Here is a 26,174-nt window from a genome sequence, read left to right as displayed (position 1 = left end):
TCAGCTACGCGAGACTAGGCAATTTCCCGCCAGAGTCTAGGCATCGTCACGAGTCCCGCAAGCAATGGGGTCCGTCAGCCAAGTACCCGGGCGAAGATCGTCTCGATATGCTTGAAGTGGTAGTCCAGGTCGAATTTCTCTTCGAGTTCCGTTTCGGAAAGAGCGGCGGTGACATCTGGGTCCTGCTTGAGCAGATCGAGCAGCATCAGCGCGCCATCCGATTCCCACACCTTCATCGCATTGCGTTGGACCAGGCGGTACGCATCTTCGCGGCTCACACCGGCCTGCGTGAGCGCGAGCAGAACACGCTGCGAATGAATGAGACCTCCCATGCGGTCCATATTGGCCTGCATCCGCTCCGGATAGACCAAGAGTTTGTCGATCACGCCGGTTAGCCGCGCGAGCGCAAAATCCAGCGTGATGGTCGCATCGGGGCCGATGAAGCGCTCGACCGATGAGTGCGAGATGTCGCGTTCATGCCAAAGAGCGACATTCTCCAGCGCAGGCATGGCATAGGCGCGGATCATGCGCGCTTGCCCGGTGAGGTTTTCCGTCAGGATCGGATTGCGCTTGTGCGGCATGGCGGACGAGCCTTTCTGCCCTGGCGAGAAATACTCCTCCGCTTCCAACACTTCGGTGCGCTGCAAATGGCGGATTTCGACCGCGAGCCTTTCGATCGAGCCGGCGATGACAGCCAGGGTGGAGAAATACATGGCGTGGCGGTCGCGCGGGATCACCTGGGTGGAAACAGGTTCGACGGCGAGGCCCATCTGCTCTGCGACATATTCCTCAACCGCAGGATCGATGTTCGCGAAGGTGCCAACCGCGCCGGAAATCGCACAAGTCGCGATTTCTGCTCGAGCCGCCTCAAGGCGCGCCTTGCAGCGATCGAACTCAGCGTAGGCCTGGACGAGCTTTAGCCCGAAAGTCACAGGCTCCGCATGGATACCGTGGCTGCGCCCGATTGTCGGGGTGAACTTGTGCTCTTCGGCACGGCGCTTGATCGCTGCAAGCAGATCATCAAGGTCAGCCAGTAGAATGTCAGTGGCGCGTGCAAGCTGTACTGCCAACGTAGTGTCCAAGACGTCAGAGCTGGTCATGCCCTGATGCATGAAGCGCGCTTCATCGCCCACTTGCTCTGCGACCCAGGTCAGGAAAGCAATGACATCATGCTTGGTGACCGCTTCGATTGCATCAATTGCTGTGACATCGATCGCGGGGTTGGTCGACCACCAGTCCCACAAGGCCTTGGCTGCGCTTTGCGGCACAACCCCAAGCTCACCCAGCTTCTGCGTCGCATGCGCTTCTATCTCGAACCAGATGCGGTACTTGGCTTCCGGCTCCCACAGTGCTGACATTTCGGGGCGGGCATAACGCGGGACCATGAATATCTCCTGTTCAGGTCGCTTGGCTTGGGGTCTTGCCTGATTGGCTCCTGCGCGCGGCTAGGGCGGGCGCTGTGGCTTGGCAAGCTTTGAGTTGCCGCGGTCCACATCGATGATTGCCAATTGACTTGGTACTCAGGCGCGTTAGCCCTTGTAATTCGTGGATGATCACAGATTTTTCGAGGGGCGCTTTCATGAACCTGGCTATGCGTGCGTTATTGGCTTCATCATCAGCGGTGTGTCTGGTTGCACCCGCCTGGGCAGGTGAGGAGCCACTCTATGCCGACGCACCAAAATGGGTTGAGGAAGCGGTCGTCACGACCGACAATGAGAACTCTTCGACATCCTTGCTGGTGATCGAGCAGCAGGTCCGGATGGAAGATGGGCAAGTCTGGAACTATTCCGACTTCGCGGTTGAACTTGCTTCGCCTGAAGCTCTCACACAGTTTGGGACGCTGAGCGCTGCATGGCAGCCCGACAAGGGTGACCTGATCGTGCACCGGGCCGAGTTGCTGCGAGGGAAAGAGGTAATCAACCTCCTTGAAGTCGACCAGAAGTTTGACGTCTTGCGCAGAGAGCGCCAATTGGAGCGGCGCACCCTCGACGGTGTGCTGACCGCAACAATGCCGCTGACAGGTGCGCAGGTGGGCGATGTCCTGCGACTTAGCTACTCCACGACCAGCAAGGATCAGGCGCTGGGTAAGGAAATGCAATGGCAGCGCCAGCTATTCACAGAGCCGTTCCCATTGAAACACGGCAAGATCGTTGTCTCCTGGCCAAGCGATGAAACCGTGAATTTCGGCCTGTTCGGCGATGTGAAGATCGACGAACCGGAGGAGCGCAACGGCTACATGTACTGGCGCGCGGACATGCCGGTCGCAAAGCCGGACGAGAAACCTGGCGATGCTCCTTCGCGCTTTCGCCTGACCCCGCGTATGCTGGCGACGACCTTTGAAAGCTGGGCCGACGTCTCAAGTTCATTGGCGCCGCATTACGATGTCACGGACAGCATTTCGGACGGGAGCGCACTGGACGCGGAAATCCGCAAGATCGCCGAGGCCACCCGTGATCCCATGCAGCGCATGGCGATGGCAGCCGAGTTGGTTCAGGATGAAATCAGCTACCTGCATAATGGCCTCAACGGAGGCAATTATCTCCCTCAAATGCCGGAAGAGACCTGGCAAAAGCGGTTTGGTGATTGCAAGGCAAAGTCCGTGCTGCTGCATGCAATCCTGCAAAAGCTTGGCATTGAATCGGAGATCGTTCTGGTCGCAACCCAAGGCGGCGATGCCTTGCCGATCCTCACCCCACTACCGGGCAATTTCGATCACATGATCATTCGCGCGAAGGTGGACGGGACGTCCTACTGGATTGATGGGACCACAGCCGGGACGCGGATCGACACCATAGATGCAGTGCCGCGGTTCCACTTCGCCTTGCCGATCCTCCCACAAGGATCGGACCTGGTGAAGATGGATGTGCGTCCGCAATCAACGCCGGACCAGATCACGCACATCACCGTGGACCAGCGCGGAGGACTTCTGCTGCCCGCATTGGTCGATGTGAAGATCGAGTATCGCGGCCAGTCTGGCGCGCAATGGCGCACTGCGGTCGAACAGCAAGGCGAACTCATTGATAATGCGATTTCCTCGACGCTTAGTGCGATATTCGGCGCAACCGAGTTTGCCGATGAAAAGGTCAGCTATGATGAGGAACGCGGTGTCGCGACGCTTTCTGCCCGTGGATTGACCGCCTCACCCTGGTCGCGCGAGCGGCGCATCTACGAATTCACAGCGCCGGCAGAGGTTGCGCGCGATATCGGTTTCAACAGCGATAGAGCGCGCGTTGACTGGCGCGACATTCCGCTCGAGCTCAACGGCCCGCTCTATTTCAAGAGCGAGCTTGAGCTGCTTTTGCCCAAGGAGACATCGCCTTTCACGATCAAAGGCGAAACGACGCTGGCAGAAACGATTGGAGGGGTGGAGCTGGCTTCTTCTGCCGCGCTACGCGAAGATCGCTTCATGCTTTCGCAGAGTATGCGTTCGGTCAGCCCCGAACTGCCTGCCGACCAGCTGGGCGAGGCAAAGCGAAATCTCACGCGGTTCCTGCGCGCATTGCCAATCCTGCGTTCCGGTCAAGACGTCCGCGAATTATGGGAATATTCGAGTAAGGACGACAAACTGCTCGCGCCAATCAAGGCGTTTTATGACGAACAGGTTGCCGACGCCGAGGGCGACGATGTCGGTCCGTTGAGTAACCGGGCAGGTTTCTTTGCCGGGCTATACCGGTTTGAGGAGTCGCTCGCAGATGTCGATGCTGCGCTCGCCATCAAGGAATCGCGCGAGATCTATGCTTGGCGTTCTGCGCTGCGCAAGGTCACGGGCGATCTGGAAGGTGCGCTCGCCGACTTGGAAATGTACGAGGAGTTGCAACCAGACGGGAGCAGCTATTTCAACCGCATCGAGTTGCTCGCTCTGCTTGGCCGTGAGGATGAAGCATTGGCGCTTGCTGAGGACTATCGCGGCCTTGGCGAGAACGAGATGGACGAAGATGTCCTTATAGCAACAGCGATGGGCTGGGCAGGTGATGCCGACGGCGGGCTCGAGCTACTTGAGGACCGCCTTGCTGTCAGGCCAGGTGACTGGCAATTGCTGAACGCCATGTGCTGGCACTCTGGCACTTTCAACCTTGTCACCGAAGCTAGGATTGCCTCGTGCACCGAAGGGGTGGAACGCGCGGATTACTCAGCGGCGGTGCTCGATAGCCGCGCACTTGCCTACTACCGCATGGGCGAGTTGGATAAGGCCAAGGCAGATCTCGATTCCGCGCTTCTGCTGGAACCCGGTCTTGCTGCCTCGCGATTGCTCCGCGGAATCATCCTGAGGGACATGGGTCAGAGCAAGGAAGGCAAGGCGGAGATTGAATTGGCGCTCAAGATGGACCCGTTCATCCAGCACACCTACGAGGCGTGGGGCCTGAAGCTTTGACCCCCGGATCCTAGATCAGGCCCTTTGCGCGCAGGCTGACATGGCCTTCGCGCCCGATAATGACGTGATCGTGGACCGTAACGCCTAGAATTCGGCCTGCTTCGGCAATGCGCTGGGTGATCTGTATATCGGCTTTGCTTGGCTCAGGGCTCCCGCTGGGGTGGTTATGGACCAGGATCAGCGCACTCGCCCCCAGATCCATCGCCCGGCGGATCACCTCGCGCGGGTGGATCGAGGCTTCGTCGATCGAGCCATCCCCGACATGATGATCGTCGATCAGCCGGTTCCTCGTATCAAGGTAGAGCACGCGCACCCGCTCAAACGTCAGGTGCGCCATGTCGATCTGGAGATAGTCGAGCAGCGCCTGCCAGCTGCCGAGGATGGGCTGTTCCTTGACTTCACTGCGCGCCATGCGCCGGGCCGCCACAGCCACGCTCTTGAGCGCCGCAGCGCTGCTCATGCCCATGCCCTTGGTCTGTTGGAGCGCAGCAGGATCGGCATTGAGCACGGCTGCAAGTGACCCGAACCGTGCCAACAGGGCCTTTGCAACCGGCTTGGTATCGCCTTGGCGCATCCCGGCAAAAAGCAGGAACTCAAGCACTTCATAGTCGGCCAAAGCTTCCGCTCCGCCGCCGAGTAGCCGCTCTCGCAGCCTCGCTCTATGCCCAAGGTGATCGGGCTTGCCGGGGCGTGGCGATGAGATGTCTTCAGTTTGCGGCAATGCGCTCCTCGCCAGTGACCGATCCTTGTGCAGTGCATTGCCTTTCCCGGTGGTTGCGCGCAAGAGTGAGAGAGGATGCCGGAGGGTCACAATTCGATTGATGAGTCAGCGAAACTTCGGCCGATCTGGCCGGAGCGAACCCGCACGCGATTGTTGTTCGGGCTGGTCATCATGGTACTCGGCTTCATCGGGTTCGCCTGGATCACGCGAGAGGAAATCGCGCGCGATATCATTTCCGATGAACTTGCCCGGTTGGAGATTCCGGCACGCTATACGATCCGTTCGATCGGCCCGTCTGAGCAAGTGCTAAGCGATGTGGTGCTGGGCAACCCTGACAAGCCAGACTTTACCGCAGAAAGCGTGATCGTTCGACTCAGTTACGGGCTGGGGACCCCGGAAATTGGGCGTATCATTCTTGTCAATCCGCGGCTCTACGGATCTTTTCGAGCGGGCGAACTGTCATTTGGAACACTCGACAAAGCAATTTTCGCTCCGAGCGAAACGCCCCCCGCGCTGCCGGATTTCGTGCTCGAATTGTTCGACGGACGCGCGCTGATCGAAACCGATTACGGCGCGATTGGAGTGAAAGCAGAGGGCAAGGGCAATCTCGCTGATGGCTTTGCCGGAACGATCGCTGCCAGCGTTCCGCAGCTGGACAATGGCACCTGTTCGACCGGCAAAGTGAGCCTGTTTGGACGGATTTCTAGTGACACTGGATTACCGGCTTTTAATGGGCCTTTGCGCGTCCGCCAGCTGGCTTGTCCCTCATATGGCGCCCAAATGCGCTCGCTCGATTGGCAGCTGGATATTGAGGGCGAATCGGATTTCAGCGGATTCGATGCCGAAGGCGCGCTCGCAGCCTCGATGCTGGCCGGAGCAGGGGTCTCCGCAGGGGATGCGGCCGGCACCATTCGGCTGAACTGGAGCGAAGAAGGCTGGCGCACCCGGTTCGAGCTGAAAGGGCGCAACGTCACAGCTCCAAACGTGAAAGCAGCCGAAGTCTCGCTCGCCGGGGGTATGCGGGCGCAAAACGATCTTACCTGGCTTAACTCGGATATTGATGCCGGCGCGACAAACGTGAAACTTGTCGGCAGCGCAGGCCAGTGGGTGCGAGAACAGGCTTCGAATGAGGCGCTTGCGCCATTTGTACCCTTGCTAGAACGGCTTGATCGCGGGCTTCAGCATGCGCAGCGCAGCAACAGCCTCCAGGCCAGTATCAATGTCATGCAAGGTGCCAATTCGATCTCCGTCTCGATCCCGCAGGCACTGTTGAAGGGCAATGATGGCAGTACGATTGCCTCACTGTCACGAGTCAGGTTCCAGTTCGCTGAACAGTCCAACGTCCCGCGTATTGACGGCAATGCGAGGATATCCGCGCGTGATCTGCCCAGCATGAGCGTTCGTATGGAGCAGGGGGGTAGTAATGGATCGGTCATGCGTGTCCGGATGGAGCCCTATGCTGCAAACGGCGCAAGCATTGCTCTGCCTGAGCTTTCCCTAAGCCAGAGTGCAACAGGTGCGGTCCGGTTTTCAGGAAGAGCGCTCGTGACTGCCCGCACGATACAGGAAAGCCGGGTCCAGGGGCTATCTGTGCCCATCGAAGGAACTTGGACGCCCGATCAAGGCCTCGCGCTTGTTACCCGGTGTTCGCGGATTGAAGCTCGCGAGATTGCCTCTTCAGGCATCGTGCTCGACAATCCCCGCATCGAGTTGTGTCCGCGAGGATCCGGTGCGGCGCTGCGCATGACGGGCAACCGGCTTTTCGCTGATCTTGCAGTGAGGCCTTTCGCCCTGAAAGGGTCCTATGATGGACAGCCTGCTAAAGTTTCATCGGGCAGGATGGCATTCTCGACTACGAAGGGCCTTTCAGCGAGTGATCTGGAGTTAAATTTGGGAGAGGGCGATGGCGCTACCCGTTTTGCTCTGGCCAAGCTGAGCGGAAATGCAGCAATCCGTCTGGCTGGCACTTTTGATGGAGTTGAGGTGGCACTTGGGGTGGTGCCGCTTGATATGACCCAAGGTGCTGGCACATGGTCCTATCGCGATGGAGTCCTGCTGCTCACAAACGGCTCGCTGGCGGTAGCAGACCGTAAGGCCGAACCGAGATTTGAGCCGCTCATTGCGCGCGGGGCGGTGCTTTCTCTTGACGGCGGTATTATCGCAGCGGAAGCCGACCTGCGCGAGCCCTTCAGTGACAGGGTCGTAACTCGGGTGCTTATACGGCACGAACTTGCCAGTGGCATCGGTTCTGCGGACTTGGTGGTGCAAGATCTGCTGTTTGACGAGGCGCTGCAGCCTGCAGCCGGGGCTGATGTGTGTTTGAACAGAGCCACAGGTGCGCCAGGATCCCGCCCTGCGAAACCCGGCCTCAGTTGTCTGGCCCTCGGCATCGTCGCCAATGTAAAGGGGACGGTAAGCGGGCAAGGGCAAATCGAGTGGACCCCTGAAGTCATCACCAGCAGCGGGACATTCTCGACGCAGGATTCCGCTCTCGCCGCAGCCTTTGGTCCCCTTGAAAGGGTAAGCGGTACAGTTGAGTTCACCGACCTGCTCGCACTTACCACGGCGCCGGGGCAGCGCTTCACGATCGGTGCTATCAATCCGGGGGTCGAGGTGTTTGACGGCATAGTCGATTTCAACCTGCGCGAAGGACAGATCCTCGAGATCGAAGGCGGGCGCTGGCCGTTTATGGGCGGAGAGCTCAAGCTTGAACCCGCGGTGCTGGATTTCCGCCAGCCGATGGATCGCCGATATGTCCTGCTGATCAACGGGCTGGATGCGGCAAGGTTCGTGCAATACATGGAACTCGGAAACCTCAGCGCCACCGGCGTATTTGACGGTTCAGTGCCAATCGTGTTCGACACCGATGGCAATGGCCGGATCGAGCAGGGACTGCTGCGCTCACGCCCGCCCGGCGGCAATGTCTCCTATGTCGGTGAACTGACATATGAAGACCTCGGCGCGATGGCGAACTTTGCCTTCCAGTCGCTGCGATCGCTCGATTTCACGCAGATGGAAGTCGAAATGAATGGCCCGCTGACGGGCGAGATCATCACCCGGCTCAAATTCGACGGGGTGCGCCAGGGCCAAGGGGCAAGCCGGAACTTCGTCACCAGCAGGCTGGCGAGGCTACCGATTCAGTTCCGAATAAATATTCGTGCGGACTTCTACAGCCTGCTGACGAATCTCCAATCGATGTACGATCCCGCCTTTGTTCGCGATCCGCGCGATCTGGGCTTGCTGGAAAGTGATGGCACACGCTTCCTCGTGCCTCGACCGCCAGCAATGCCTGCAACAAAACCAGAAGACATCGACAATTCTGACATCTCTGATGAACCTGCCATTCAGCCTCAGGAAAGCGAGCCCATGCCATGAATCATCTGAATTTGACCGCGCTGCGCAGTGCTGTCACACCCCGAGTTCCGATCCTTGCGGAGTGGGTGTGGGGTAATATGGGCAGGCGTGGTGTAACGGTGGGAGCGGCATGCACGCTCGCAGCGGTCTTGACGGGATGCATCAACATTGCAGCTCCTGAAGAACCGATTGTGATCGAGCTTAACGTGAACATCCGGCAGGAAGTGATTTATCGGCTCGCGGATGACGCTGCGAACACGATCGAAGAGAACGCAGATATTTTTTGAAGGATTTGGCCCATGGCATTGATAAGATCGCAAAAACTGGCCCTAGGCGGTGCGGTTGCCGCGCTTGCTCTGGCAGGGCTCGCAGGTGTCGCCTATGCTCAGCGTGATCCGGCCTATGAAGCGGCGCGTTCGTCGGGGCAGGTGGGCGAAAAGATGGACGGCTATCTCGGGATTGTCGGATCTGCCTCGCCCGATTTGCAGCGGCTGGTTGATGACATCAATATCAAGCGCAAGGCGGTCTATTCGCAGCGCGCGCAAGAAGCCCGCGCGACGCTGGAGGAATATGCGCTAACCGCAGGGTGTCAGGCGATTGCCCGCACGGTTCCGGGGGAAAAATACCAGGCGCCGGACGGCTCATGGCAGACCCGCACCAGCGCTCCACCTATCCGCGACCCGCGCTGTCCGTAAGCGCGGGCCGCTTCCATCTTGCGTTTGGCGCAAGGGTCCTCACTCAAAAATCAACCACCAAGCGGTGACGAAACACCATCCACCGGTTGACTCGGATATGCCCCCCTTCTAAGGGGTGCGCGCCCTCGGCGGGCACCTCTTGCCCGTGCCGTGCGTTCCCCATGTAGAGGAGGCTGGCATGAGTGAAGAGAAGCCCGAACGGGATTCCATCGGTGAGGATGCGCGGATCGACGCGCTCGAAGAGCGGCTCAGGGTCGCACGCGAGCGGGAAGAGCAGCGCAACCGGCCACAGGTGAAGGGTGTCGATGCGAATTATCGCTCCGGCAACCGGGTCCTGGCTGACCTTCTCGGTGGGATCTTTGGCGGCGTCGTGATTGGCTTGTCGATAGACTATTTTGCCGGCACGTCGCCCTGGGGTCTGTTGGTGATGCTGTTCATTGGAATAGTTGTTGCCTTCAGGAACATTTTTCGTGCGGCGAACACACGCCCCGACGACCCTCAATCTTAGGGTCATGCTCGGGGCGCGTTTCACACAAGGCATTAAGGACCAGACGATCGTGGCAGCCGAAGCAGGCAAAGTCGATCCGATGAAGCAATTCCTGATCGAGCCTCTCGTAGGCTCGGAATGGTACGTCGGCGGATTGAACATCGCATTCACCAACTCGGCAATGTGGATGCTGATCACCACGGCTTTGCTGTGGGTGTTCGTGTTTGGCGGCATGAAGCGTCAGCTGGTGCCTGGCCGGTGGCAGATGGCTGTCGAAGCCTTCACCGGGTTCATCGATGACATGCTGGAAGCCAATGTCGGCAAGGAAGGGCGCAAATACGTGCCCTATATTTTCAGCCTGTTTATGTTCATCCTGTTTGCCAACCTGCTCGGCTTGATGCCGATTGGCGTCGTCGGGCTTCACCCGTTCACGTTCACGAGCCACTTCACGGTTACCGGGGTTCTCGCAATACTGAGCTTTTCGATCGTGCTGATCGTCGGCTTCTGGAAGCATGGACTTCATTTTTTCAGTCTGTTCGTGCCGCATGGCACTCCGGTCCCGATGATCCCTGCCATCGCGCTGATCGAATTCTTCTCTTTCATGATCCGCCCGTTCAGCCTCGCTCTGCGACTATTCGTTGCAATGATGGCGGGTCACGTCCTGCTCAAGGTTCTCGCGAGCTTTGTAATTAACGGTATCAATGCCGGTGCTGGAATTGCTGCTCTGGTCAGCGTTCCGAGCTTCCTGCTGATGATCGGTATCAGCGCGCTGGAAATCCTGGTCGCAGGTATTCAGGCCTATGTTTTCGCACTGCTCACGTCGCTTTACATCAACGACGCCGAGCACCTGCACTAAGACTTTCTCACCCTTCAATTCAGTAAAAGTTTTTCCAAAGGAGTTTTCAAAATGGAAGCAGAAGCAGCCAAGCTCGTAGGCGCTGGCCTTGCAGCAATCGGTGCCGGTATGGCCGCCATCGGCGTAGGTAACGTGTTCGGTTCGTTCCTTGAGAGTGCCCTGCGCAATCCGGGTGCTGCAGACGGCCAGCAGGGCCGCCTGTTCATCGGCTTTGCCGCAGCTGAACTTCTCGGCCTGCTGGCGTTCGTTGTGGCGATGATCCTGATCTTCGTCGCCTAAGCTAAATTTGCAGACGCGAGCTGGACGGGGCTTCTCGTCCGGCTTTGCGTCTGTGCAATAGCGGTTTCACAATCGGAACGCAGCCATGCCTCAGATAGCCCAACTTCCCGAATTCTGGTCAAGCCAGGTCTTTTGGACCTTGATCTTTTTCGGCCTCACTTTCTTCGTCATCGGGCGCGGAATGGTACCGAAGGTCATGGAAACGGTGGCTATGCGTGACAAGCAGATCTCCGATGATCTTGCTGCTGCCCAGGCGGCACGGGATGCTGCTGACGAGCAGGAAGAGGCCTGGCGCAAACGCGAAAGCGACAATCGCGCGCAGGCTCAGGCCGTGATAGCAAAAGCGAAGGCCGATGCCGCGGCTGCGTCTGAGAAAAAGATCGCAGCGGCCCAAAAGCGTCTCGACAAGAAAATGGCCGATGCCGAAGCGGATATCGCAGCAGCCCGTTCTGCGGCGATGGCCGAGGTTGAAGGCGTGGCCGCGCAGGCAACCCAGGAAATCGTGGCCAAGCTTGCCGGAACGTCGGTCGACAGCACCGCAGCCACCGCTGCCGTGAAGGAGGCTCTGGCCCATGGCTGATATTGTTTTCCTCGCAGCAGCTGCGGCTGAAGCAGGCGCTTACACTGAACCCACTGCGTTCGGCCTAGCCGCATACAAGTGGGTATCGGTAGCGATGCTGGTTCTGTTTGGGATCTTTGTTTGGAAGAAGGTTCCGGGTATCGTAACTGGCGGCCTCGACAAGAAGATTGCTGAAATCAAGCAGCAACTCGATGAAGCCAAGTCCTTGCGCGCCGAAGCCGAGCAACTGCGTGACGAGTATGCGGCCAAGATCGCTAATGCGGAAAAAGACGCAGAGGCGATGGTCGAAGGTGCTCAGCGTGAAGCGGATGCGATCCTCACCAAGGCCGAAGCCGATAGCAAAGCGATGGTTGAACGCCGCAAGCGGATGGCGGAAGACAAGATCGCGGCCGCGGAGCGTGAAGCGCTCGAGGATGTCCGCGACAGCGCGATTGCTGCCGCTACTGCGGCCAGTCGCAAGATTATAGCCGAAAAGCATGATGCCAGCGCCGATAGCAAGTTGGCTGATGAGGTCATTTCCTCGCTCTAACATTAGTCAGCGATGGTTTCTAGAACGAGGCGATCCTTCGGGGTCTCCTTTTCTTTGCCTTGTCGGCATTTAGCACTTGGCAAATAAGTGTGTCACGTTATTGCGATCCATTCTCAACTACCTTTTGCAAGGGCTATCTCCCGTGGATCGTGTTTTCCTGACAAAGCTTCACCTGATTCTTGCCGCCTTCATGTTTCCGGCTGTGCTTATGTTCCTGGTTACAGGCGCGCTTTATACCTGGGGAAATAAGGGCGCTTGGTATGAAGAGAGCGCGACAGTCGCGCTGGCGCAACCGCTGACGGAGCAGCCCGAAGGAGATATCATAAATCTGGCTGTCCAACAGCTGGTTGAACGTGACCTCCCTATGCCGAGCGGCAAATTGACGGTCGAAACGGGTGAGGGGGCTTCGCTCGAATGGATTGGAGCCCGCAGCGAAATCACGTTGTCTGTGGGTGCAGAGCCTCGCACAGCGGTAGTTGCTGTCAAAGAAGCCAGCTTCCATCGCTGGCTGGTTCAACTCCACAAAGCGAAGGGGAGCGATTACTTCAAGGTCTACGCGACCTTACTTGCTTCCGTGCTGTTCCTACTGGTCGCGAGCGGGATCGTGATGGGACTGCAGGTCAAGGCTCTGCGCCGGATCACGATCGGCAGCAGCATCGCGGGCGCGCTTGCGTTCATCGGCGCGGTCCTGCTTGGCTAGAGCTCGAAAACGACCTTCCCGACCAGCTGACGGTTTGCCATCGCGTAAAAGCCTTCGCGCCATTGATCGAGCGGCAGCCTGCGGTCGATTGCGGGTGTTATCTTTCCGGCCTCGGCAAGCCTGTTGATTTCCGCCATGATGGCTTTTCCGCGTTCGGGGAAGCGGCGCGCATACTCGCCTGCGCGCAGGCCCACGATTGAAAAGCCCTTGATCAGCGGGATGTTGGTCGCAATCTCAGCGATCCGCCCGCTGGTAAAGCCGACCACGCACAGCTTGCCTGCGAAGCTGACACAGCGGGTGCACTCATCGAAAACATCGCCGCCGACCGGGTCGAACACGATGTTGCACAGCTGCCCTTCCGTGATCTCAGACACAGTTGCGCGGAAGCGGCCATTCGATACGATGACGGCGTCGGGTGCGTATAGATCGGCGATCCGGCGACACTTGGCCTCAACGCCTGTGGCCGCGATAACCTTTGCACCCATTGCCTTTGCAAGGTCCACCGCCGCAAGGCCCACTCCGCCGCTTGCGCCGGTCACCAAAACCCATTGGCCCTCTGCAAGGCCGCATAGCTCGACAAGGCCCGTGTACGCTGTCTGGTAAGCTGCGCCCATTGCAGCCCCTTCCGGAAAGCTCAAGCCTTTGGGTAGATGGCTAAGCCCGCGTTCGGGCACGCTTGCGAATTCAGCGAAGGCGCCGGTCTTGTTGCCGCCGATTACATGATCGCCGGGTTTGAAGGCACTTTGCAGATCCGCTTCGATGACTTCACCCGCCATCTCCAGACCTGCAGTGAAGGGGACTTCAGGTTTGAACTGGTAAGCCCCTCGCGTCATCAGCAGATCGGGGTAATTGAGCGAGGCGGCTTTAACCTGGACAAGCACATCGCCAGGCTTGCGCTCGGGCCGCGGAAAGTCGGTCAGCGCTACGCCGGAAAAATCGTCCGACAGTGCTTCGACGCGCAGAGCACGCATAAGGCTTAGAAATTGTCCTTGGCGGCTCGCAAGGCGGCGAAGGTCTCATGCGGCTCGCTTCCACCCCACTTTGCCATCATAGCCGGATCATCGGCCCTCAGGAATGGATTGGTGGCGAGTTCACGCGCAAGAACTGTGGGGACCGTCCACTTGCCCGCCGCACGGCGGTTGTCGATGTCTTCGGAATAGGTCTTGAGTGCTGCATTATCCGGATCGGCATGGAGAGCAAACTTGGCGTTCGACTGGGTATATTCATGCGCGCAATAGAGCGTGGTTTCCGGCGGCAAGGCCTTGATCCGCAACAGGCTGTCCCAGAATTGCTTGGGCTCGCCTTCGAACATTCGTCCGCAGCCCAGCGCAAACACACTGTCACCAACAAAGGCAATGCCCGCTTCGGGAAGGTAGTAGGCGATGTGGCCATTGGTGTGCCCGGAGACGTCGATTACGTCCGCTGTGAAGGTGCCGAGGTTCACGGAGTCCCCATGGCTGACCTCGCGGTCAATTTCAGAGATCTTCTCGACTTCCCTGGGCGCGATAATATTCGCCCCGGTTGCCTTGGCGATTTCTGCGTTTCCGCCAGCATGGTCGGGATGCCAGTGCGTGTTCCATATCTGCGTGATGGTCCAGCCCTTCTTCTCCGCCTCAGCAAGATAGACCTTCGCGTCTGGCGTATCGATCGCAGCGGTCTGACCACTTTCGGTATCGTGGAGGAGAAATCCGTAATTGTCGGACAAGCAAGGAAACTGATGAACTGTGAGCATGGAGGGTATGTAAGAGCAAGGAGCCCAATAGGAAAGGCCCGCCTCTCATTTCGAGAGACGGGCCCTTGTCTTCATGCCGCGATGCGGTGGAAGGCTTATTCGCCCTTCTTCAGAGCCTCGCCGAGAATGTCGCCGAGCGAAGCGCCGCTGTCGGATGAACCGAACTGTGCAACCGCTTCCTTCTCTTCGGCGATCTGACGTGCCTTGATCGAGAAGTTCGGCTTCTTCGAACGGTCGAACCCGGTAACCAGAGCGTCGACCTTCTGGCCGGTCTGGAAACGGTCAGGACGCTGCTCGTCACGGTCACGGCCGAGGTCGCTGCGCTTGATGAAGCCGGTCGCGCCATCGTCGCCCACCTGAACTTCGAGGCCGCCATCGCGAACTTCGAGAACAGTGACTGTGACAGTCTGACCGCGGCGCAGCGTGCTTGCATCGGCGCCGTCTGCTGACGGTGCGCCCTTTTCAAGCTGCTTCATGCCCAGGCTGATGCGTTCTTTCTCGACATCGACATCGAGAACAACCGCCTTGACCTGTTCGCCCTTGCGGTGGAGTGCCAGCGCGTCTTCGCCAGAAATGCCCCATGCGATATCGGACATGTGAACCATGCCGTCGACGTCGCCATCGAGACCAATGAACAGGCCGAATTCGGTTGCGTTCTTGACTTCGCCTTCGACTTCCGCGCCAACCGGGAACTTCTCTGCGAACTCTTCCCATGGGTTGCGCTGAGCCTGCTTGAGGCCGAGCGAAATGCGGCGCTTGTCGCTGTCGACTTCAAGAACCATCACGTCAACTTCCTGCGACGTGCTGACGATCTTGCCCGGGTGGACGTTCTTCTTGGTCCAGCTCATTTCAGAGACGTGGACGAGGCCTTCAATGCCCGGCTCAAGCTCAACGAATGCGCCATACTCAGTGATATTTGTGACAGTACCCGTCAGCTTCGCGCCAACTGGATATTTCGCGCCGACGCCATCCCACGGATCGCTTTCGAGCTGCTTCATGCCGAGGCTGATACGCTGCGTTTCTTCGTTGATGCGAACGATCTGAACGGTCACGGTCTGGCCGATTTCGATCACTTCGCTCGGGTGATTGACGCGCTTGTAGCTCATGTCAGTCACGTGGAGCAGGCCGTCAATACCGCCGAGGTCGACGAAGGCACCGTAATCGGTGATGTTCTTGACCACGCCTTCAGTGATCTGGCCTTCAGCCAAATCGTTGATCAATTCGCTACGCTGTTCTGCGCGGGTTTCCTCGAGCACGGCGCGGCGCGAGACAACGATATTGCCACGGCGACGGTCCATCTTGAGGATCTGAAAGGGCTGCGGCACATCCATAAGTGGGGTGACATCGCGCACCGGACGAATATCGACCTGGCTGCCGGGGAGGAACGCTACAGCGCCGTCGAGGTCGACTGTGAAACCGCCCTTGACGCGGCCAAAGATGCGGCCTTCGACGCGCTTGCCTTCGCCAAATTCGCTTTCCAGCTTGTCCCACGCAGCTTCGCGGCGCGCACGGTCGCGGCTGAGCATGGCTTCGCCGTCAGCGTTTTCGACGCGGTCGACATAGACTTCGACTTCACCGCCGACGGTCAGGCCGTGGTCGTCTTCGCCGCGCATGAATTCCTTGAGGTTGATGCGGCCTTCGCTCTTGAGGCCTACATCGATCACAGCCATGCCGTTTTCGATGGCTGTCACAGTGCCCTTGACGACACGGCCTTCGAAGCCGTCTTCGCCTGCACCGCCGAGTTGTTCGTTAAGAAGCGCTTCGAAATCGTCGCGCGTTGGGTTGGCTGATGTTGCCATAATGAGGAGTAGTCCTGTTTCACATTTGCTACCGGCCACCGGTTGTCCGGGGTCTTTCTCCGTCTCCGGTGCACCATTGCACAGGCTTACGGGGTAAAGAGGCCGACATCTCCGTGGGACCGAATGCCGCCACAGAGGTTCTGACAATCAGAAGATTGCGGGAACGGGCGCGCGCCTAGGCTAAAGCCGCTCCGAAAGCAAGGAAATTGCGGTGAGCGCCACCGCTTCCACGAAAGCATGTTGGATACACATGTTACACAGTCCTGGAGCAAAAAATCTCGCAGGCATTTTCCTTCCGCCAAAAGCATCGAAAGGAATTGTGCCCGGGTTTGCATCGCCATCATTTAGGATTGAGGCGGCGCGGTAGGAAAGTGACTGGAAAAGAGCCAACCTGAGCCGCCTGAAAGCATGGTTAAGATGGGGTAAGGATTATGCGCAGGACCGTACCGCAGCGAGACTGAGGCCACGCTACACATGATTTGCAGATCATGCCGCAGTAACGTTTTTCCAGCGTAGTGTCCCTGGAGGAATCAAATCATGTCTGCAGCTCAGCTCTCAGACACCAATACCGTCGAACGGCGCTTTGATCGCCGCTATGCGAAACGCATGCAAGTTCATGTGCGCGAGCGCGGCAGAAGCGGCCATGTGGCTGAATTGCTCGACATCTCGGCTTCTGGTTGCGCGGTTGATACCAGTGGCATGTCCGGCAATTTCAACGCTCCAATCTGGCTCCGCATTGGCGAAGTCTCGTCGCTTCAGGCGAAGCTCGTCTGGTCGAATGGGAGGCGCGGCGGCCTGCATTTTGACCACGCCTTGCATCAAGCCGTGCTGGAACGGCTCGTGGCGGCCAACGATCAGGCAAATGCAGAGCCCAGCGCTGCTTCGACGGACAAGGATCCGCTTGTCAATGCGGTTGGCGAAAGCCGCCGCGAGCAGATCACGAAAGGTTATGCAGAGAGCTCGCTCTTTCCGCGCAAGAAACCGCTGCGCCTGACGCCGCTCGCAAAGCTGATCGAGCGGCGAGTCGAGCGCAATTGCGACCACCGGTTGGAGGATCGCTTTCCCGCCGAGATCACAAGTGGTCCGACGCATGTCACGCTAAGGGATGCTTCGGCAAAAGTGCGTGACATCTCGGCGAGTGGAATCGGGCTTCTGGGAGGCTCCGAAAAGACGATTGGCGAGCCGGTGGAAGTCAAATTTCTCGATTGTGAACCGATTTCCGGACGCGTGATCTGGCGCAAGGGCGACCGGTTCGGCGTGCAACTCGGCGAAAACGCGATCGAGATCACCACTGAGCAAGAATGAGCTGGAACGGCGCTAGAACTTGAGGGCACCGGAATGCGATGGCGTCAGCTCTTGAGGGCGGTCTTGACCGCCTCGATCGCGGCTTCCACCGCCTGATCCTTGTCGAAGCTGGTTGTATCGAGCACGAGCGCATCCGGCGCGGCCCTCAAGGGTGCATCCTTGCGATTGATATCGCGGGCATCGCGCGCAACGATATCCCTTTCGATCTCGACCAGAGTGATCTCCAACTCACGGTCCTGCATTTCCATCCAGCGCCGCCGCGCGCGCTCTTCGACGCTGGCGGTAATGAACAGCTTCACGTCCGCCTCTGGCGCGATCACGGTTCCGATATCGCGTCCGTCGAGCACGGCCCCACCGGGCTGCTGAGCAAATGCACGTTGACGCTCGAACAGCGCTTGGCGAACTCCCGGGTGGACGGAGACGCGACTGGCAAGCCCGCCAGTTTCTTCGCTGCGCAGATCAGGATTTTCCAGCAGGCTGTCGGGAAAGTCGCAGGCTGAGAGCGCGTTTTGCGGGTCGTCCGGGTCACCGTCATTGAGCCACACCTGCTTGCCCACCGCACGGTAGAGAAGGCCAGTGTCGAGATGCGGCAGGCCGAAGTGAGCCGCGATGGCTTTCGCAATCGTTCCTTTGCCTGAAGCTGTGGGGCCATCGACGGCGATGATCATCCGGCAGCCTCCTTCAGCAGCGCTATGAAGTTCGGGAAGCTCGTCTGGATAGGGGAGGTGTCGTCCACTTCCACCCCATCCTTAGAGGCGAGTCCAGCCACGGCCATGCTCATGGCGATACGATGGTCGAGATGCGTGACGACAGGTTCGTCAGAAGTGCCGGGCAGAGGCGCGCCAGCGGTCCCTTCAATTATCAGCCCGTCCTCCCGCTCCGTGACCCGCGCACCGGAAAGCGCGAGAGCTTCTGCCATTGCGGTCAACCGGTCGCTTTCCTTGACCCGCAATTCGTCGAGACCGCTGGTCGTGGTCGTGCCCTCGGCGAGCGAGGCGGCAACGAAGAGTACTGGGAATTCATCGATCATTGCAGGTGCAATGGCCGGATCGACCTCGATACCTCGCAGCGCCGAATGTTTGACACGCAGATCGGCCACAGGCTCGCCGCCAACTTCGCGCGGGTTCAGCTCTTCGATACCTCCACCCATCTGGCGCAGCACTTCGATCAGCCCGGCGCGGGTCGGATTGAGCCCGACATTCTCGATCACGAGATCACTGCCCTCAGTGATCAACGCCGCGACAATGAAGAATGCGGCAGAGGAAGGGTCGCCAGGGACCACGACATCTTGCGGCCTCAACTCTGCTTCGCCGCGGATCCGGATGATGCGCTCTGGTCCTTTGGCGCCGCCCGCTTCTTCGACTTCAAGTTCGGCGCCAAAGCCGCGCAGCATCCGCTCCGAATGGTCGCGTGTCGGCACTGGCTCGATCACCGTCGTGATGCCGGGTGTGTTGAGCCCGGCAAGAAGGACTGCGCTTTTGACTTGTGCACTGGCAACCGGCAGGCGGTACTCGATAGGCACAGCCGGATGCGCACCGCGCATCATCAACGGCAGCGTCCCGCCCGGTGAGGCTTCGAAACTCGCTCCCATCAGGCTTAGCGGTTCGATCACGCGGCCCATGGGGCGTCTGGAGAGGCTCGCGTCGCCCGTGAAGCTCGCGGAGATCCCGTGGCCCGCAATGAGCCCCATCAAAAGGCGGGTCGATGTGCCCGAATTGCCCATATCGAGGGCTTGCTCCGGCTGGAGGAGGCCCCCTACGCCGACACCATTGATGCGCCATTCCTCGCCATGTTTCTCGATGTTCGCGCCCATCGCGCGCATCGCCGCAGCGGTGGCCATGACGTCCTCGCCCTCGAGCAGGCCGGAAACGCGGGTCTCTCCCACTGCAAGCGCCCCGAACATGATCGAGCGATGGCTGATTGACTTGTCGCCGGGAACGCGGATACGGCCTCTCAGAGGGCCGGAAGGCAGGAAACGGTGAGCGGGCAAAGGGTCAGTCCTCGAAACAGACAGTGCAATTTTAGACGCGCAGGTCTTTGACAGCGCCATCACCTTCTGGCAAGGCGCGCGCGCTTGTGATGGCACTCTTGATTCCGGATGGTTCCGGTCCCATCAATTCGAAACAAATATCCGCTCACCTTCACAAGGTGAGCCAGCTGTAAGGGTTTACAATGGCCAAGCCAGAATGGGGCACCAAGCGTTCCTGCCCCAAATGCGGGGAACGCTTTTATGATCTGGGCAATGACGAGCCCGTCACCTGCATCGAATGCGGTGAGCAATGGCATCCTGAGCCCGTGCTCAAGACCAAACAGCCGATCCCGTTCGAGGACGAAGAAAAGAAGAAAGACGCTGATGCGGACGCCGATCTGAGCGGCGATGACGATCTGGAAGATCTGGGCGACATTGACGAGGATGACGATTCCCCAGACAATGATGTGGACCTGGGTGGTGACGACGATCTTGGCGTCAGCACGGGCGGGAGCGACGACGAAGACGACAGCTGATTTAGCTGTTGCTTAAGTAGGGAGGCGCGTATATTGGGCGCTTCCCGCAGGTCTTGCAAGCCTGCAGACATGACTGGCGCGGGGCCTTAGCTCAGCTGGGAGAGCGCTACAATGGCATTGTAGAGGTCAGCGGTTCGATCCCGCTAGGCTCCACCAGTCGCCTGAAAAAGTCGGACTTTTGATCAAGTTCGCACGCTGGCCGACGAGTTCTCGTCCGCCGGCGTTTTTCGCGTTTAATCCCTGCAGTTGGGCAGGGTAGGGAGTTTTCCAGAGAAAGTGGTTTCCGCTTTTTCGGTTCGGGAAACGACCATAATTGGAATCGAGCGTGGGCGAAGCCCAGGCGAGGAGATGAAAGTCGATGTTTGACAATCTGTCCGACCGCCTTGGTGGGGTATTCGACCGGCTGAAGGGTCGCGGTGCGCTCAAGGAGCAGGACGTCCGCGATGCGATGCGCGAAGTGCGCGTGGCGCTGCTCGAGGCCGATGTCGCACTGCCGGTGGCTCGCCGTTTCATCGATGCGGTGACGGAAAAGGCGGTTGGCTCGGAAGTCCTCAAATCCATCACGCCGGGCCAGCAAGTCGTCAAGATCGTCAATGACGAACTGATCGAAATGCTCGGCGGAGACGAGACGCCGGAACTCAATTTCGCCGCCAAGCCGCCAGTCGTCATCATGATGGTGGGTCTCCAAGGCTCGGGTAAGACCACCACGACCGCCAAGCTTGGCAAGCTGATCCGCGAGAAGCACGGCAAGAAAGCGCTGATGGCTTCGCTCGACGTCAACCGTCCGGCGGCGCAGGAGCAGCTCGCGGTGCTCGGCACGCAGGTGGACGTTGCAACGCTTCCGATCGTCGCGGGCCAGCAACCGGTCGATATCGCGAAGCGCGCGATGGAGAGCGCAAGGCTCCAGAACGCCGATGTCCTGCTGCTCGACACCGCAGGTCGCTTGCACGTTGATGAAGCCTTGATGGCCGAGATGAAGGCGGTTGCCGGCGTTTCTGCGCCGACCGAGGTTCTCCTTGTCGTTGACAGCCTCACGGGTCAGGACGCGGTGAACGTCGCACAAAGCTTCAGCGGCGAAGTCCCGCTTACCGGCGTGGTCCTCACCCGGATGGACGGCGATGCGCGCGGCGGTGCGGCGCTTTCGATGCGCGCAGTAACCGGCAAGCCGATCAAGTTTGCAGGGACCGGCGAGAAGCTCGACGCGATTGAAGTGTTCGATCCGAAACGCGTTGCAGGCCGCATTCTTGGCATGGGTGACGTGGTCAGCCTGGTCGAAAAGGCCGCGGCAACGATCAAGGAAGAAGAGGCTGAAGCGCTCGCCAAGCGGATGGCAAAGGGTCAGTTTGACCTCAATGACCTGCGCATGCAGCTCAAGCAGATGCAGAACATGGGTGGGCTTGGCGCGCTTGCAGGCATGATGCCGGGAATGAAGAAGGCGAAAGCGGCGATGGCGGCGTCCAACATGGACGACAAGGTGCTCGTCCATATGGATGCGATCATCGGCTCCATGACGCCAAAAGAGCGCGCGCGGCCCGAACTGATGAATGCCAAGCGCAAGAAGCGCGTCGCTGCAGGGAGCGGCACAGATGTGCAGACTGTCAACAAGGTGCTGAAGATGCACCAGGAAATGGGCCGCGCGATGAAGCAGATCAGGAAGATGGGCGGGCTGAAGGGTCTGGCCTCGCTGTTTGGCAGTGGCGGACTTGGCGCTGCCATGCCGGGGCTCGGTGGAATGCCTGGCGGAATGCCGGGTGGCGGAATGGGCGGAATGCCGGGTCTGGGTGGGCCGAAGGGACCGACTGTGGACCCCGATACGCTCCCGCCCGACCTCAAGGATTTATTGAACAAGAAGTGATTTCAAAAGTTTAGACTGGAAAGGTAAAATACAATGGCAGTTGCAATCCGTTTGTCACGTGGTGGCGCGAAGAAGCGCCCTTACTATCGCATCGTCGTCTCCGACGTGCGCAGCCCGCGTGACGGCAAGTATCTCGAGCAGATCGGTACCTACAACCCGATGCTGCCGAAGGATTCGGGCGAGCGCGTGAAGCTCGACGAGGACCGCGCGCGTCACTGGCTCTCCGTTGGTGCGAAGCCTTCGGATCGCGTTCTGCGTTTCCTCGATGCTGCGGGCATCATGGAGCGTCCTGCGCGCAACAACCCGAAAAAGGGTGAGCCAGGCGAAGCTGCGAAGGAACGCGCTGAAGAGAAGGCTGCAAAGCTGGCTGAAGCTGAAGAAGCGGCCAAGGCTGCTGAAGAAGAAGCTGCAGCACCGGCTGAAGAAACAGCAGCTGAAGAAGCGCCTGCTGAGGAAGCCGCTGCAGAGGAAGCTCCAGCAGAAGAGGCCCCGGCCGAGGAAGCAGCTACGGAAGAAGCTACGGCTGAAGAAACCGAAGAGAAGGCTGAGTAAGCCAACTCATGACGGACACGCCCGTCACATCATCGCTGATCGAATTGGCTGCCATAACTGGCGCGCATGGTGTGGCGGGCGAAGTCCGTTTGAAGCTGCTGGGCGAGGGCTTGGACGCCTTGAAAGCGCACAAGAGCTTCAATCAGGGCGCTCTGGTGCTCTCCAAGATCCGCAGCGACAACAAGGGCGGGGCGATTGCCCGCTTCAAGGGCGTCGATGGTCGCAATGCTGCGGAGAAGCTTCGCGGTACTGTTCTGACGGTCCCGCGAGAGGCTCTCCCGGCATTGGGCGAGGGTGAATATTACCACGCCGATCTGGTCGGGCTTACGGTCGTCACTGACGCGGGCGAGATTGTTGGCAAGACCATTGCAGTCCAGAATTTCGGTGCGAGTGATATTATCGAGATCGAGAAGTCACCGCCGCCTGCGAAAGGCCAAAAGACCTTCATGGTCCCGATGACCGAGGCAGCCGTGCTCGAATGGGACGCGGAAAAGCTTGTGATCTCAGCCGATTTCGTGGACGAGTAGAGTATGGCAGTCATCCTCGGTCTCGCATTCATCATCGGTCTGGTCGCGGCGCTCGCGATTGGAACTGCGTTCGTCCTTGATACGTCCGCTTCGCAGATGAGTTTGCGTAGGCGGGCAGGCATTGGCGCTGCGGTGGCGGGGTTTCTCTCGATGATCCTGCCGTTTGTCGCCGTCCTCAGCGGCGCGAATGATCAAGTTCCAACCTGGATACCTGTGATCGCAGTGGTGGTCATGGGGGTGACCTTCGCGCTGCTGGTGGGCTTTCCGAGCGCCTATCTGTTCCTCAAGAAGCGCGAGGAAAGGCGCGGCGCCCCGGTTAACCCAGACATATTTGAGTGAGAATTACCGGGCAGGGCAGTGATTGAGATGCGCCTCGATTGACGGACGAATGGTGGGGGTGGAATAGTAATTATGGGACACTCGACCCGATGCTAGTGCTTCTATACGCTATCCCCGTTGCAACATTGGTTGCGCTGATAACTTGCCATTTCTATTTCGAAAATGAGCTTTCTTTCGGTTGGTGGGTGAAGAGAATTAGCGTTTTGCCTTGGATATTCTCAACGGCAGCAATCTACATTCACTTGAATCCTGTTGAAGTCTTGGATTGGAATCCGATTACTGATCCGAATTATGGCAGGATGGACTTTGTCGCCATCATGTTTTGGGGCATTTTTTTGCCGCTTGCATACCAGGCAGTGGCTATTCCTGCATGTCTCAGAATTGTTTTTACCAAGCGTAAGAAATGACTTTCGCTGCCACCATTCTCACGCTCTATCCGGAGATGTTTCCCGGACCGCTCGGCGTAAGCCTTGCGGGCAAGGCGCTCGAGAGGGGGGACTGGACTTGCGCGACCGTGAACCCGCGCGATTTTGCCACGGACAAGCACCGCACGGTCGATGATACGCCCGCTGGCGGCGGGGCAGGGATGGTGCTGAAAGCCGATGTGATGGCGGCGGCGTTGGATAGTGTTGCGAATAAGCCCTCCCACCTTCAGGGGGGAGGGTTGGGAGGGGGGCAAGCGCCAAGCGACCGTGAGCAAAAACTGCCCCGCCCCCAAACCCCCTTCCCTGAAGGGGTGGGGGCTTCTGTTCCAATCCTCGCGATGACCCCGCGCGGGAAACCTATCACGCAGGAGCGCATTCGCGAAATCGCGTCCGGCCCCGGCGTCACCATCATCTGCGGGCGGTTCGAAGGCTTTGACGAGCGCTTGTTCGAAGCCCGACCGGAAATCGAACAGGTCAGCCTAGCCGACATCGTCCTTTCCGGCGGCGAGACGGCGGCAATTGCCATACTTGATGCTTGCATTCGGCTGCTTCCCGGCGTAATGGGCGCGGCTTCAAGCGGACATGAGGAATCCTTCGAAAACGGATTGCTCGAATATCCGCAATATACCCGACCTTTTGAATGGGAAGGGCGCACGATCCCTGAAGTGCTGCGATCGGGGGATCATGCGAAGATTGCCGCTTGGCGCAAAGCCATGTCGGAAGAGATCACTCGGTTACGCAGGCCGGACTTGTGGGAACGCTATACTGGCGATCCGGTCCGCTCTGCCTCTGGCGTGCAGCGAAAGAAGAAGGACTTGGACCAGTGAATCTGATCCAGCAAATCGAAGCCGAAGAAATCGGCAAGGCCGGCAAGGATATTCCCGAATTCCGGGCTGGCGATACTGTACGCGTCGGCGTGAAGGTCGTTGAAGGCCAGCGCGAGCGTATCCAGATGTTCGAAGGTGTGTGCATTGCCCGCTCGAACCGCTCCATCAACAGCAATTTCACCGTGCGCAAGATGAGCTTTGGCGAAGGTGTGGAGCGTGTCTTCCCGCTCTACTCGCCGATCGTCGACAGCATTACCGTGGTCCGCCGCGGTGTCGTGCGCCGCGCGAAGCTCTATTACCTGCGTGGCCGCACCGGTAAGCGTGCGCGTATTGCAGAACGCCGCGAGAACGCTCCGAAGGCATAAGCGCACAATCAGCTCAAGCCTGGGAAATTCAAGGGCGGCCCTACCATCTGGCGGGGCCGCCCTTTATCTTATCGGTTCTTGATCACTGCGGACCGGGGTACCGGGCGTCTTGCGCTCATTTTGCGACCACCAGACTGGATCGGCGACACAAACGAGAATGGCCTGAGAGGTTTAGTATCGCTCTAAGTTTCGCGGTTAGAAGCCTGTTTACCATGCGCTTTATCGCATAACCGTGTCTAACCATCGCGTGTGTGCATAGCTTTTCCACTTGCCATTCCGTGCGCTGCAGTGCAGCGGAGCGCGCTCAAGTCAGGAATATGAATTCGGAGCAGTCCAGGTGGGTTATCGTGTGGCCGTAGTCGGCGCGACAGGCAATGTCGGTCGGGAAATGATGGCAATCCTTGCAGAGCGCGAGTTCCCGATCGAGGAAGTCGCAGCGGTCGCTTCCTCGCGCTCGGTGGGGACCGAGGTCGAGTTCGGCGATACCGGCAAGATGCTCAAGTGCAAGAATATCGAGCATTTCGACTTTACCGGATGGGACATCGCGCTGTTTGCGGCAGGCTCAGGCCCGGCCAAGGAATATGCGCCCAAGGCGGCGGCTGCCGGCTGCGTGGTGATCGACAACAGCTCGCTTTACCGCATGGACCCCGACATTCCTCTGATCGTGCCCGAAGTGAATCCCGACGCGATCGACGATTACAAGAAGCGCAACATCATCGCGAACCCGAACTGCTCCACCGCGCAGCTGGTTGTCGCGCTGAAGCCGCTCCATGACGCTGCGACGATCAAGCGCGTTGTGGTCAGCACCTATCAGTCGGTTTCCGGCGCGGGCAAGGCAGGCATGGACGAGCTGTTCGAGCAGAGCCGCAACATCTTTGTCGGCGATCCGGTTCAGCCGGTGAAGTTCACCAAACAGATCGCGTTCAATGTGATTCCGCATATCGACGTCTTCCTCGACGATGGCTCGACCAAGGAAGAGTGGAAGATGGTGGTCGAGACGAAGAAAATTCTCGACCCCAAGATCAAACTGAATGCGACCTGCGTGCGCGTACCGGTCTTCGTCGGCCATTCCGAAGCGGTCAACATCGAGTTCGAGAGGGAAATCTCCGCCGAGCAGGCGCAGGACATCCTGCGCGAGGCCCCTGGCATCATGCTCGTCGACAAGCGCGAGGATGGCGGTTACGTCACTCCGATTGAGTCCGCGGGTGACGGTGCGACCTATGTCAGCCGCGTCCGCGAGGACCCGACGGTGGAGAACGGCCTGACGCTGTGGTGCGTCTCCGACAATCTGCGCAAGGGTGCGGCACTTAACGCGGTGCAGATTGCCGAGCTGCTCGGGCGGCGTCACTTGAAGAAGGGGTGACGCGCGC

27 protein-coding genes and 1 tRNA gene are annotated in these 26,174 nt (G+C 59.0%); 21 read left to right on the top strand and 7 right to left on the bottom strand.

The genetic code is table 11. The features are described from left to right. Positions 1 to 74: 74 nt before the first annotated feature. On the bottom strand, positions 75 to 1,385 hold the full coding sequence (gene purB, locus ACG9DO_RS11630) for an adenylosuccinate lyase (protein WP_394728084.1): 1,311 nt from the start codon (positions 1,383 to 1,385) through the stop codon (positions 75 to 77). Between the two features lie 194 nt (positions 1,386 to 1,579). Here purB and ACG9DO_RS11625 point away from each other — a divergent pair, with 194 nt between their 5' ends. Continuing rightward, the gene (locus ACG9DO_RS11625) at positions 1,580 to 4,372 is read left to right on the top strand and encodes a DUF3857 domain-containing protein (protein ID WP_394728082.1); all 2,793 of its coding nucleotides are present in this window, start codon (positions 1,580 to 1,582) and stop codon (positions 4,370 to 4,372) included. Positions 4,373 to 4,382: 10 nt separating this feature from the next. Here ACG9DO_RS11625 and radC read toward each other — a convergent pair whose 3' ends face one another. Then, the gene (radC, locus tag ACG9DO_RS11620; RefSeq protein ID WP_394731265.1) at positions 4,383 to 5,093 is read right to left on the bottom strand and encodes a DNA repair protein RadC; all 711 of its coding nucleotides are present in this window, start codon (positions 5,091 to 5,093) and stop codon (positions 4,383 to 4,385) included. A 75-nt stretch (positions 5,094 to 5,168) separates the two neighbouring features. Between radC and ACG9DO_RS11615 the strand changes: the two genes are divergently transcribed. The 9 genes from ACG9DO_RS11615 (at position 5,169) to ACG9DO_RS11575 (ending at position 12,573) form a co-directional block, all read left to right on the top strand. After that, positions 5,169 to 8,468 carry a YdbH domain-containing protein gene (locus tag ACG9DO_RS11615; protein WP_394728080.1) on the top strand — a complete coding sequence of 1,100 codons (3,300 nt, stop codon included), beginning with the start codon at positions 5,169 to 5,171 and terminating at the stop codon, positions 8,466 to 8,468. Next, the gene (locus ACG9DO_RS11610) at positions 8,465 to 8,734 is read left to right on the top strand and encodes a YnbE family lipoprotein (protein ID WP_394728078.1); all 270 of its coding nucleotides are present in this window, start codon (positions 8,465 to 8,467) and stop codon (positions 8,732 to 8,734) included. Before ACG9DO_RS11615 ends, ACG9DO_RS11610 begins: the two co-directional genes overlap by 4 nt. A 12-nt stretch (positions 8,735 to 8,746) precedes the next feature. Beyond that, positions 8,747 to 9,142, top strand: a complete 396-nt coding sequence (locus ACG9DO_RS11605) for a YdbL family protein (protein WP_394728076.1) — start codon at positions 8,747 to 8,749, stop codon at positions 9,140 to 9,142. A 178-nt stretch (positions 9,143 to 9,320) separates the two neighbouring features. After that, the gene (locus ACG9DO_RS11600; protein ID WP_394728074.1) at positions 9,321 to 9,650 is read left to right on the top strand and encodes an AtpZ/AtpI family protein; all 330 of its coding nucleotides are present in this window, start codon (positions 9,321 to 9,323) and stop codon (positions 9,648 to 9,650) included. A gap of 49 nt (positions 9,651 to 9,699) precedes the next feature. Further along, positions 9,700 to 10,485: a F0F1 ATP synthase subunit A gene (locus ACG9DO_RS11595; protein ID WP_394728072.1), complete on the top strand. Its 786-nt coding sequence runs from the start codon at positions 9,700 to 9,702 to the stop codon at positions 10,483 to 10,485. Positions 10,486 to 10,536: 51 nt separating this feature from the next. Continuing rightward, on the top strand, positions 10,537 to 10,764 hold the full coding sequence (locus ACG9DO_RS11590) for a F0F1 ATP synthase subunit C (protein ID WP_027442220.1): 228 nt from the start codon (positions 10,537 to 10,539) through the stop codon (positions 10,762 to 10,764). A gap of 85 nt (positions 10,765 to 10,849) precedes the next feature. After that, positions 10,850 to 11,344, top strand: a complete 495-nt coding sequence (locus ACG9DO_RS11585) for an ATPase (protein ID WP_394728070.1) — start codon at positions 10,850 to 10,852, stop codon at positions 11,342 to 11,344. Then, the gene (locus ACG9DO_RS11580; RefSeq protein WP_394728068.1) at positions 11,337 to 11,873 is read left to right on the top strand and encodes a hypothetical protein; all 537 of its coding nucleotides are present in this window, start codon (positions 11,337 to 11,339) and stop codon (positions 11,871 to 11,873) included. The genes ACG9DO_RS11585 and ACG9DO_RS11580 overlap by 8 nt, the downstream gene beginning before the upstream one ends. A 142-nt stretch (positions 11,874 to 12,015) precedes the next feature. Next, entirely contained in the window at positions 12,016 to 12,573 is a 558-nt protein-coding gene (locus ACG9DO_RS11575; protein ID WP_394728066.1) for a PepSY domain-containing protein, read from the top strand. Here the strand turns inward: ACG9DO_RS11575 and ACG9DO_RS11570 are convergent. The 3 genes from ACG9DO_RS11570 to rpsA form a co-directional block, all read right to left on the bottom strand. Further along, positions 12,570 to 13,544 (bottom strand): NADPH:quinone oxidoreductase family protein, encoded by a 975-nt coding sequence (locus tag ACG9DO_RS11570; protein WP_394728064.1) that lies wholly within the window; start codon positions 13,542 to 13,544, stop codon positions 12,570 to 12,572. The two genes, ACG9DO_RS11575 and ACG9DO_RS11570, sit on opposite strands and share 4 nt — an antisense overlap. A gap of 5 nt (positions 13,545 to 13,549) precedes the next feature. Continuing rightward, positions 13,550 to 14,305 carry a hydroxyacylglutathione hydrolase gene (gloB, locus tag ACG9DO_RS11565; RefSeq protein WP_394728062.1) on the bottom strand — a complete coding sequence of 252 codons (756 nt, stop codon included), beginning with the start codon at positions 14,303 to 14,305 and terminating at the stop codon, positions 13,550 to 13,552. Positions 14,306 to 14,400: 95 nt separating this feature from the next. Further along, positions 14,401 to 16,104 carry a 30S ribosomal protein S1 gene (gene rpsA / locus ACG9DO_RS11560; protein ID WP_394728060.1) on the bottom strand — a complete coding sequence of 568 codons (1,704 nt, stop codon included), beginning with the start codon at positions 16,102 to 16,104 and terminating at the stop codon, positions 14,401 to 14,403. Between the two features lie 537 nt (positions 16,105 to 16,641). Between rpsA and ACG9DO_RS11555 the strand changes: the two genes are divergently transcribed. Continuing rightward, the gene (locus tag ACG9DO_RS11555; protein WP_394728058.1) at positions 16,642 to 17,409 is read left to right on the top strand and encodes a PilZ domain-containing protein; all 768 of its coding nucleotides are present in this window, start codon (positions 16,642 to 16,644) and stop codon (positions 17,407 to 17,409) included. 44 nt (positions 17,410 to 17,453) lie between these two features. On the opposite strand, the gene ACG9DO_RS11550 is transcribed toward ACG9DO_RS11555, so the two are convergent. Continuing rightward, positions 17,454 to 18,077 (bottom strand): (d)CMP kinase, encoded by a 624-nt coding sequence (locus ACG9DO_RS11550; protein ID WP_394728056.1) that lies wholly within the window; start codon positions 18,075 to 18,077, stop codon positions 17,454 to 17,456. Further along, entirely contained in the window at positions 18,074 to 19,459 is a 1,386-nt protein-coding gene (aroA, locus tag ACG9DO_RS11545) for a 3-phosphoshikimate 1-carboxyvinyltransferase (protein ID WP_394728054.1), read from the bottom strand. The genes ACG9DO_RS11550 and aroA overlap by 4 nt, the downstream gene beginning before the upstream one ends. A 122-nt stretch (positions 19,460 to 19,581) precedes the next feature. Here aroA and ACG9DO_RS11540 point away from each other — a divergent pair, with 122 nt between their 5' ends. From ACG9DO_RS11540 to ACG9DO_RS11495, 10 genes are all read left to right on the top strand, one after another. Then, on the top strand, positions 19,582 to 19,914 hold the full coding sequence (locus tag ACG9DO_RS11540; RefSeq protein WP_394728052.1) for a TIGR02300 family protein: 333 nt from the start codon (positions 19,582 to 19,584) through the stop codon (positions 19,912 to 19,914). An 80-nt stretch (positions 19,915 to 19,994) separates the two neighbouring features. Continuing rightward, positions 19,995 to 20,070 (top strand) — tRNA-Ala (locus ACG9DO_RS11535). Positions 20,071 to 20,272: 202 nt separating this feature from the next. Next, a complete protein-coding gene (ffh, locus tag ACG9DO_RS11530; RefSeq protein WP_394728050.1) occupies positions 20,273 to 21,769 on the top strand; it encodes a signal recognition particle protein in 1,497 nt (498 codons plus the stop codon). 33 nt (positions 21,770 to 21,802) lie between these two features. Then, the gene (gene rpsP / locus ACG9DO_RS11525) at positions 21,803 to 22,321 is read left to right on the top strand and encodes a 30S ribosomal protein S16 (RefSeq protein WP_394728048.1); all 519 of its coding nucleotides are present in this window, start codon (positions 21,803 to 21,805) and stop codon (positions 22,319 to 22,321) included. 8 nt (positions 22,322 to 22,329) lie between these two features. After that, entirely contained in the window at positions 22,330 to 22,848 is a 519-nt protein-coding gene (gene rimM, locus ACG9DO_RS11520; RefSeq protein ID WP_394728046.1) for a ribosome maturation factor RimM, read from the top strand. Positions 22,849 to 22,851: 3 nt separating this feature from the next. After that, a complete protein-coding gene (locus ACG9DO_RS11515; RefSeq protein ID WP_394728044.1) occupies positions 22,852 to 23,187 on the top strand; it encodes a hypothetical protein in 336 nt (111 codons plus the stop codon). Between the two features lie 38 nt (positions 23,188 to 23,225). After that, the gene (locus ACG9DO_RS11510) at positions 23,226 to 23,594 is read left to right on the top strand and encodes a hypothetical protein (protein WP_394728042.1); all 369 of its coding nucleotides are present in this window, start codon (positions 23,226 to 23,228) and stop codon (positions 23,592 to 23,594) included. Beyond that, positions 23,591 to 24,439: a tRNA (guanosine(37)-N1)-methyltransferase TrmD gene (gene trmD / locus ACG9DO_RS11505; protein ID WP_394728040.1), complete on the top strand. Its 849-nt coding sequence runs from the start codon at positions 23,591 to 23,593 to the stop codon at positions 24,437 to 24,439. The genes ACG9DO_RS11510 and trmD overlap by 4 nt, the downstream gene beginning before the upstream one ends. Beyond that, positions 24,436 to 24,804, top strand: a complete 369-nt coding sequence (rplS, locus tag ACG9DO_RS11500) for a 50S ribosomal protein L19 (RefSeq protein WP_394728038.1) — start codon at positions 24,436 to 24,438, stop codon at positions 24,802 to 24,804. The genes trmD and rplS overlap by 4 nt, the downstream gene beginning before the upstream one ends. Before the next feature lie 337 nt (positions 24,805 to 25,141). Beyond that, a complete protein-coding gene (locus tag ACG9DO_RS11495; protein WP_394728036.1) occupies positions 25,142 to 26,167 on the top strand; it encodes an aspartate-semialdehyde dehydrogenase in 1,026 nt (341 codons plus the stop codon). Positions 26,168 to 26,174 lie beyond the last annotated feature (7 nt).

This window comes from Altererythrobacter sp. GH1-8 (assembly GCF_043702085.1).
In the GTDB taxonomy this organism is placed as follows: domain Bacteria; phylum Pseudomonadota; class Alphaproteobacteria; order Sphingomonadales; family Sphingomonadaceae; genus Erythrobacter.
The sequence above is the reverse complement of the archived record's forward strand: the minus strand, read 5'-3'. Positions and strand labels throughout refer to the sequence as shown.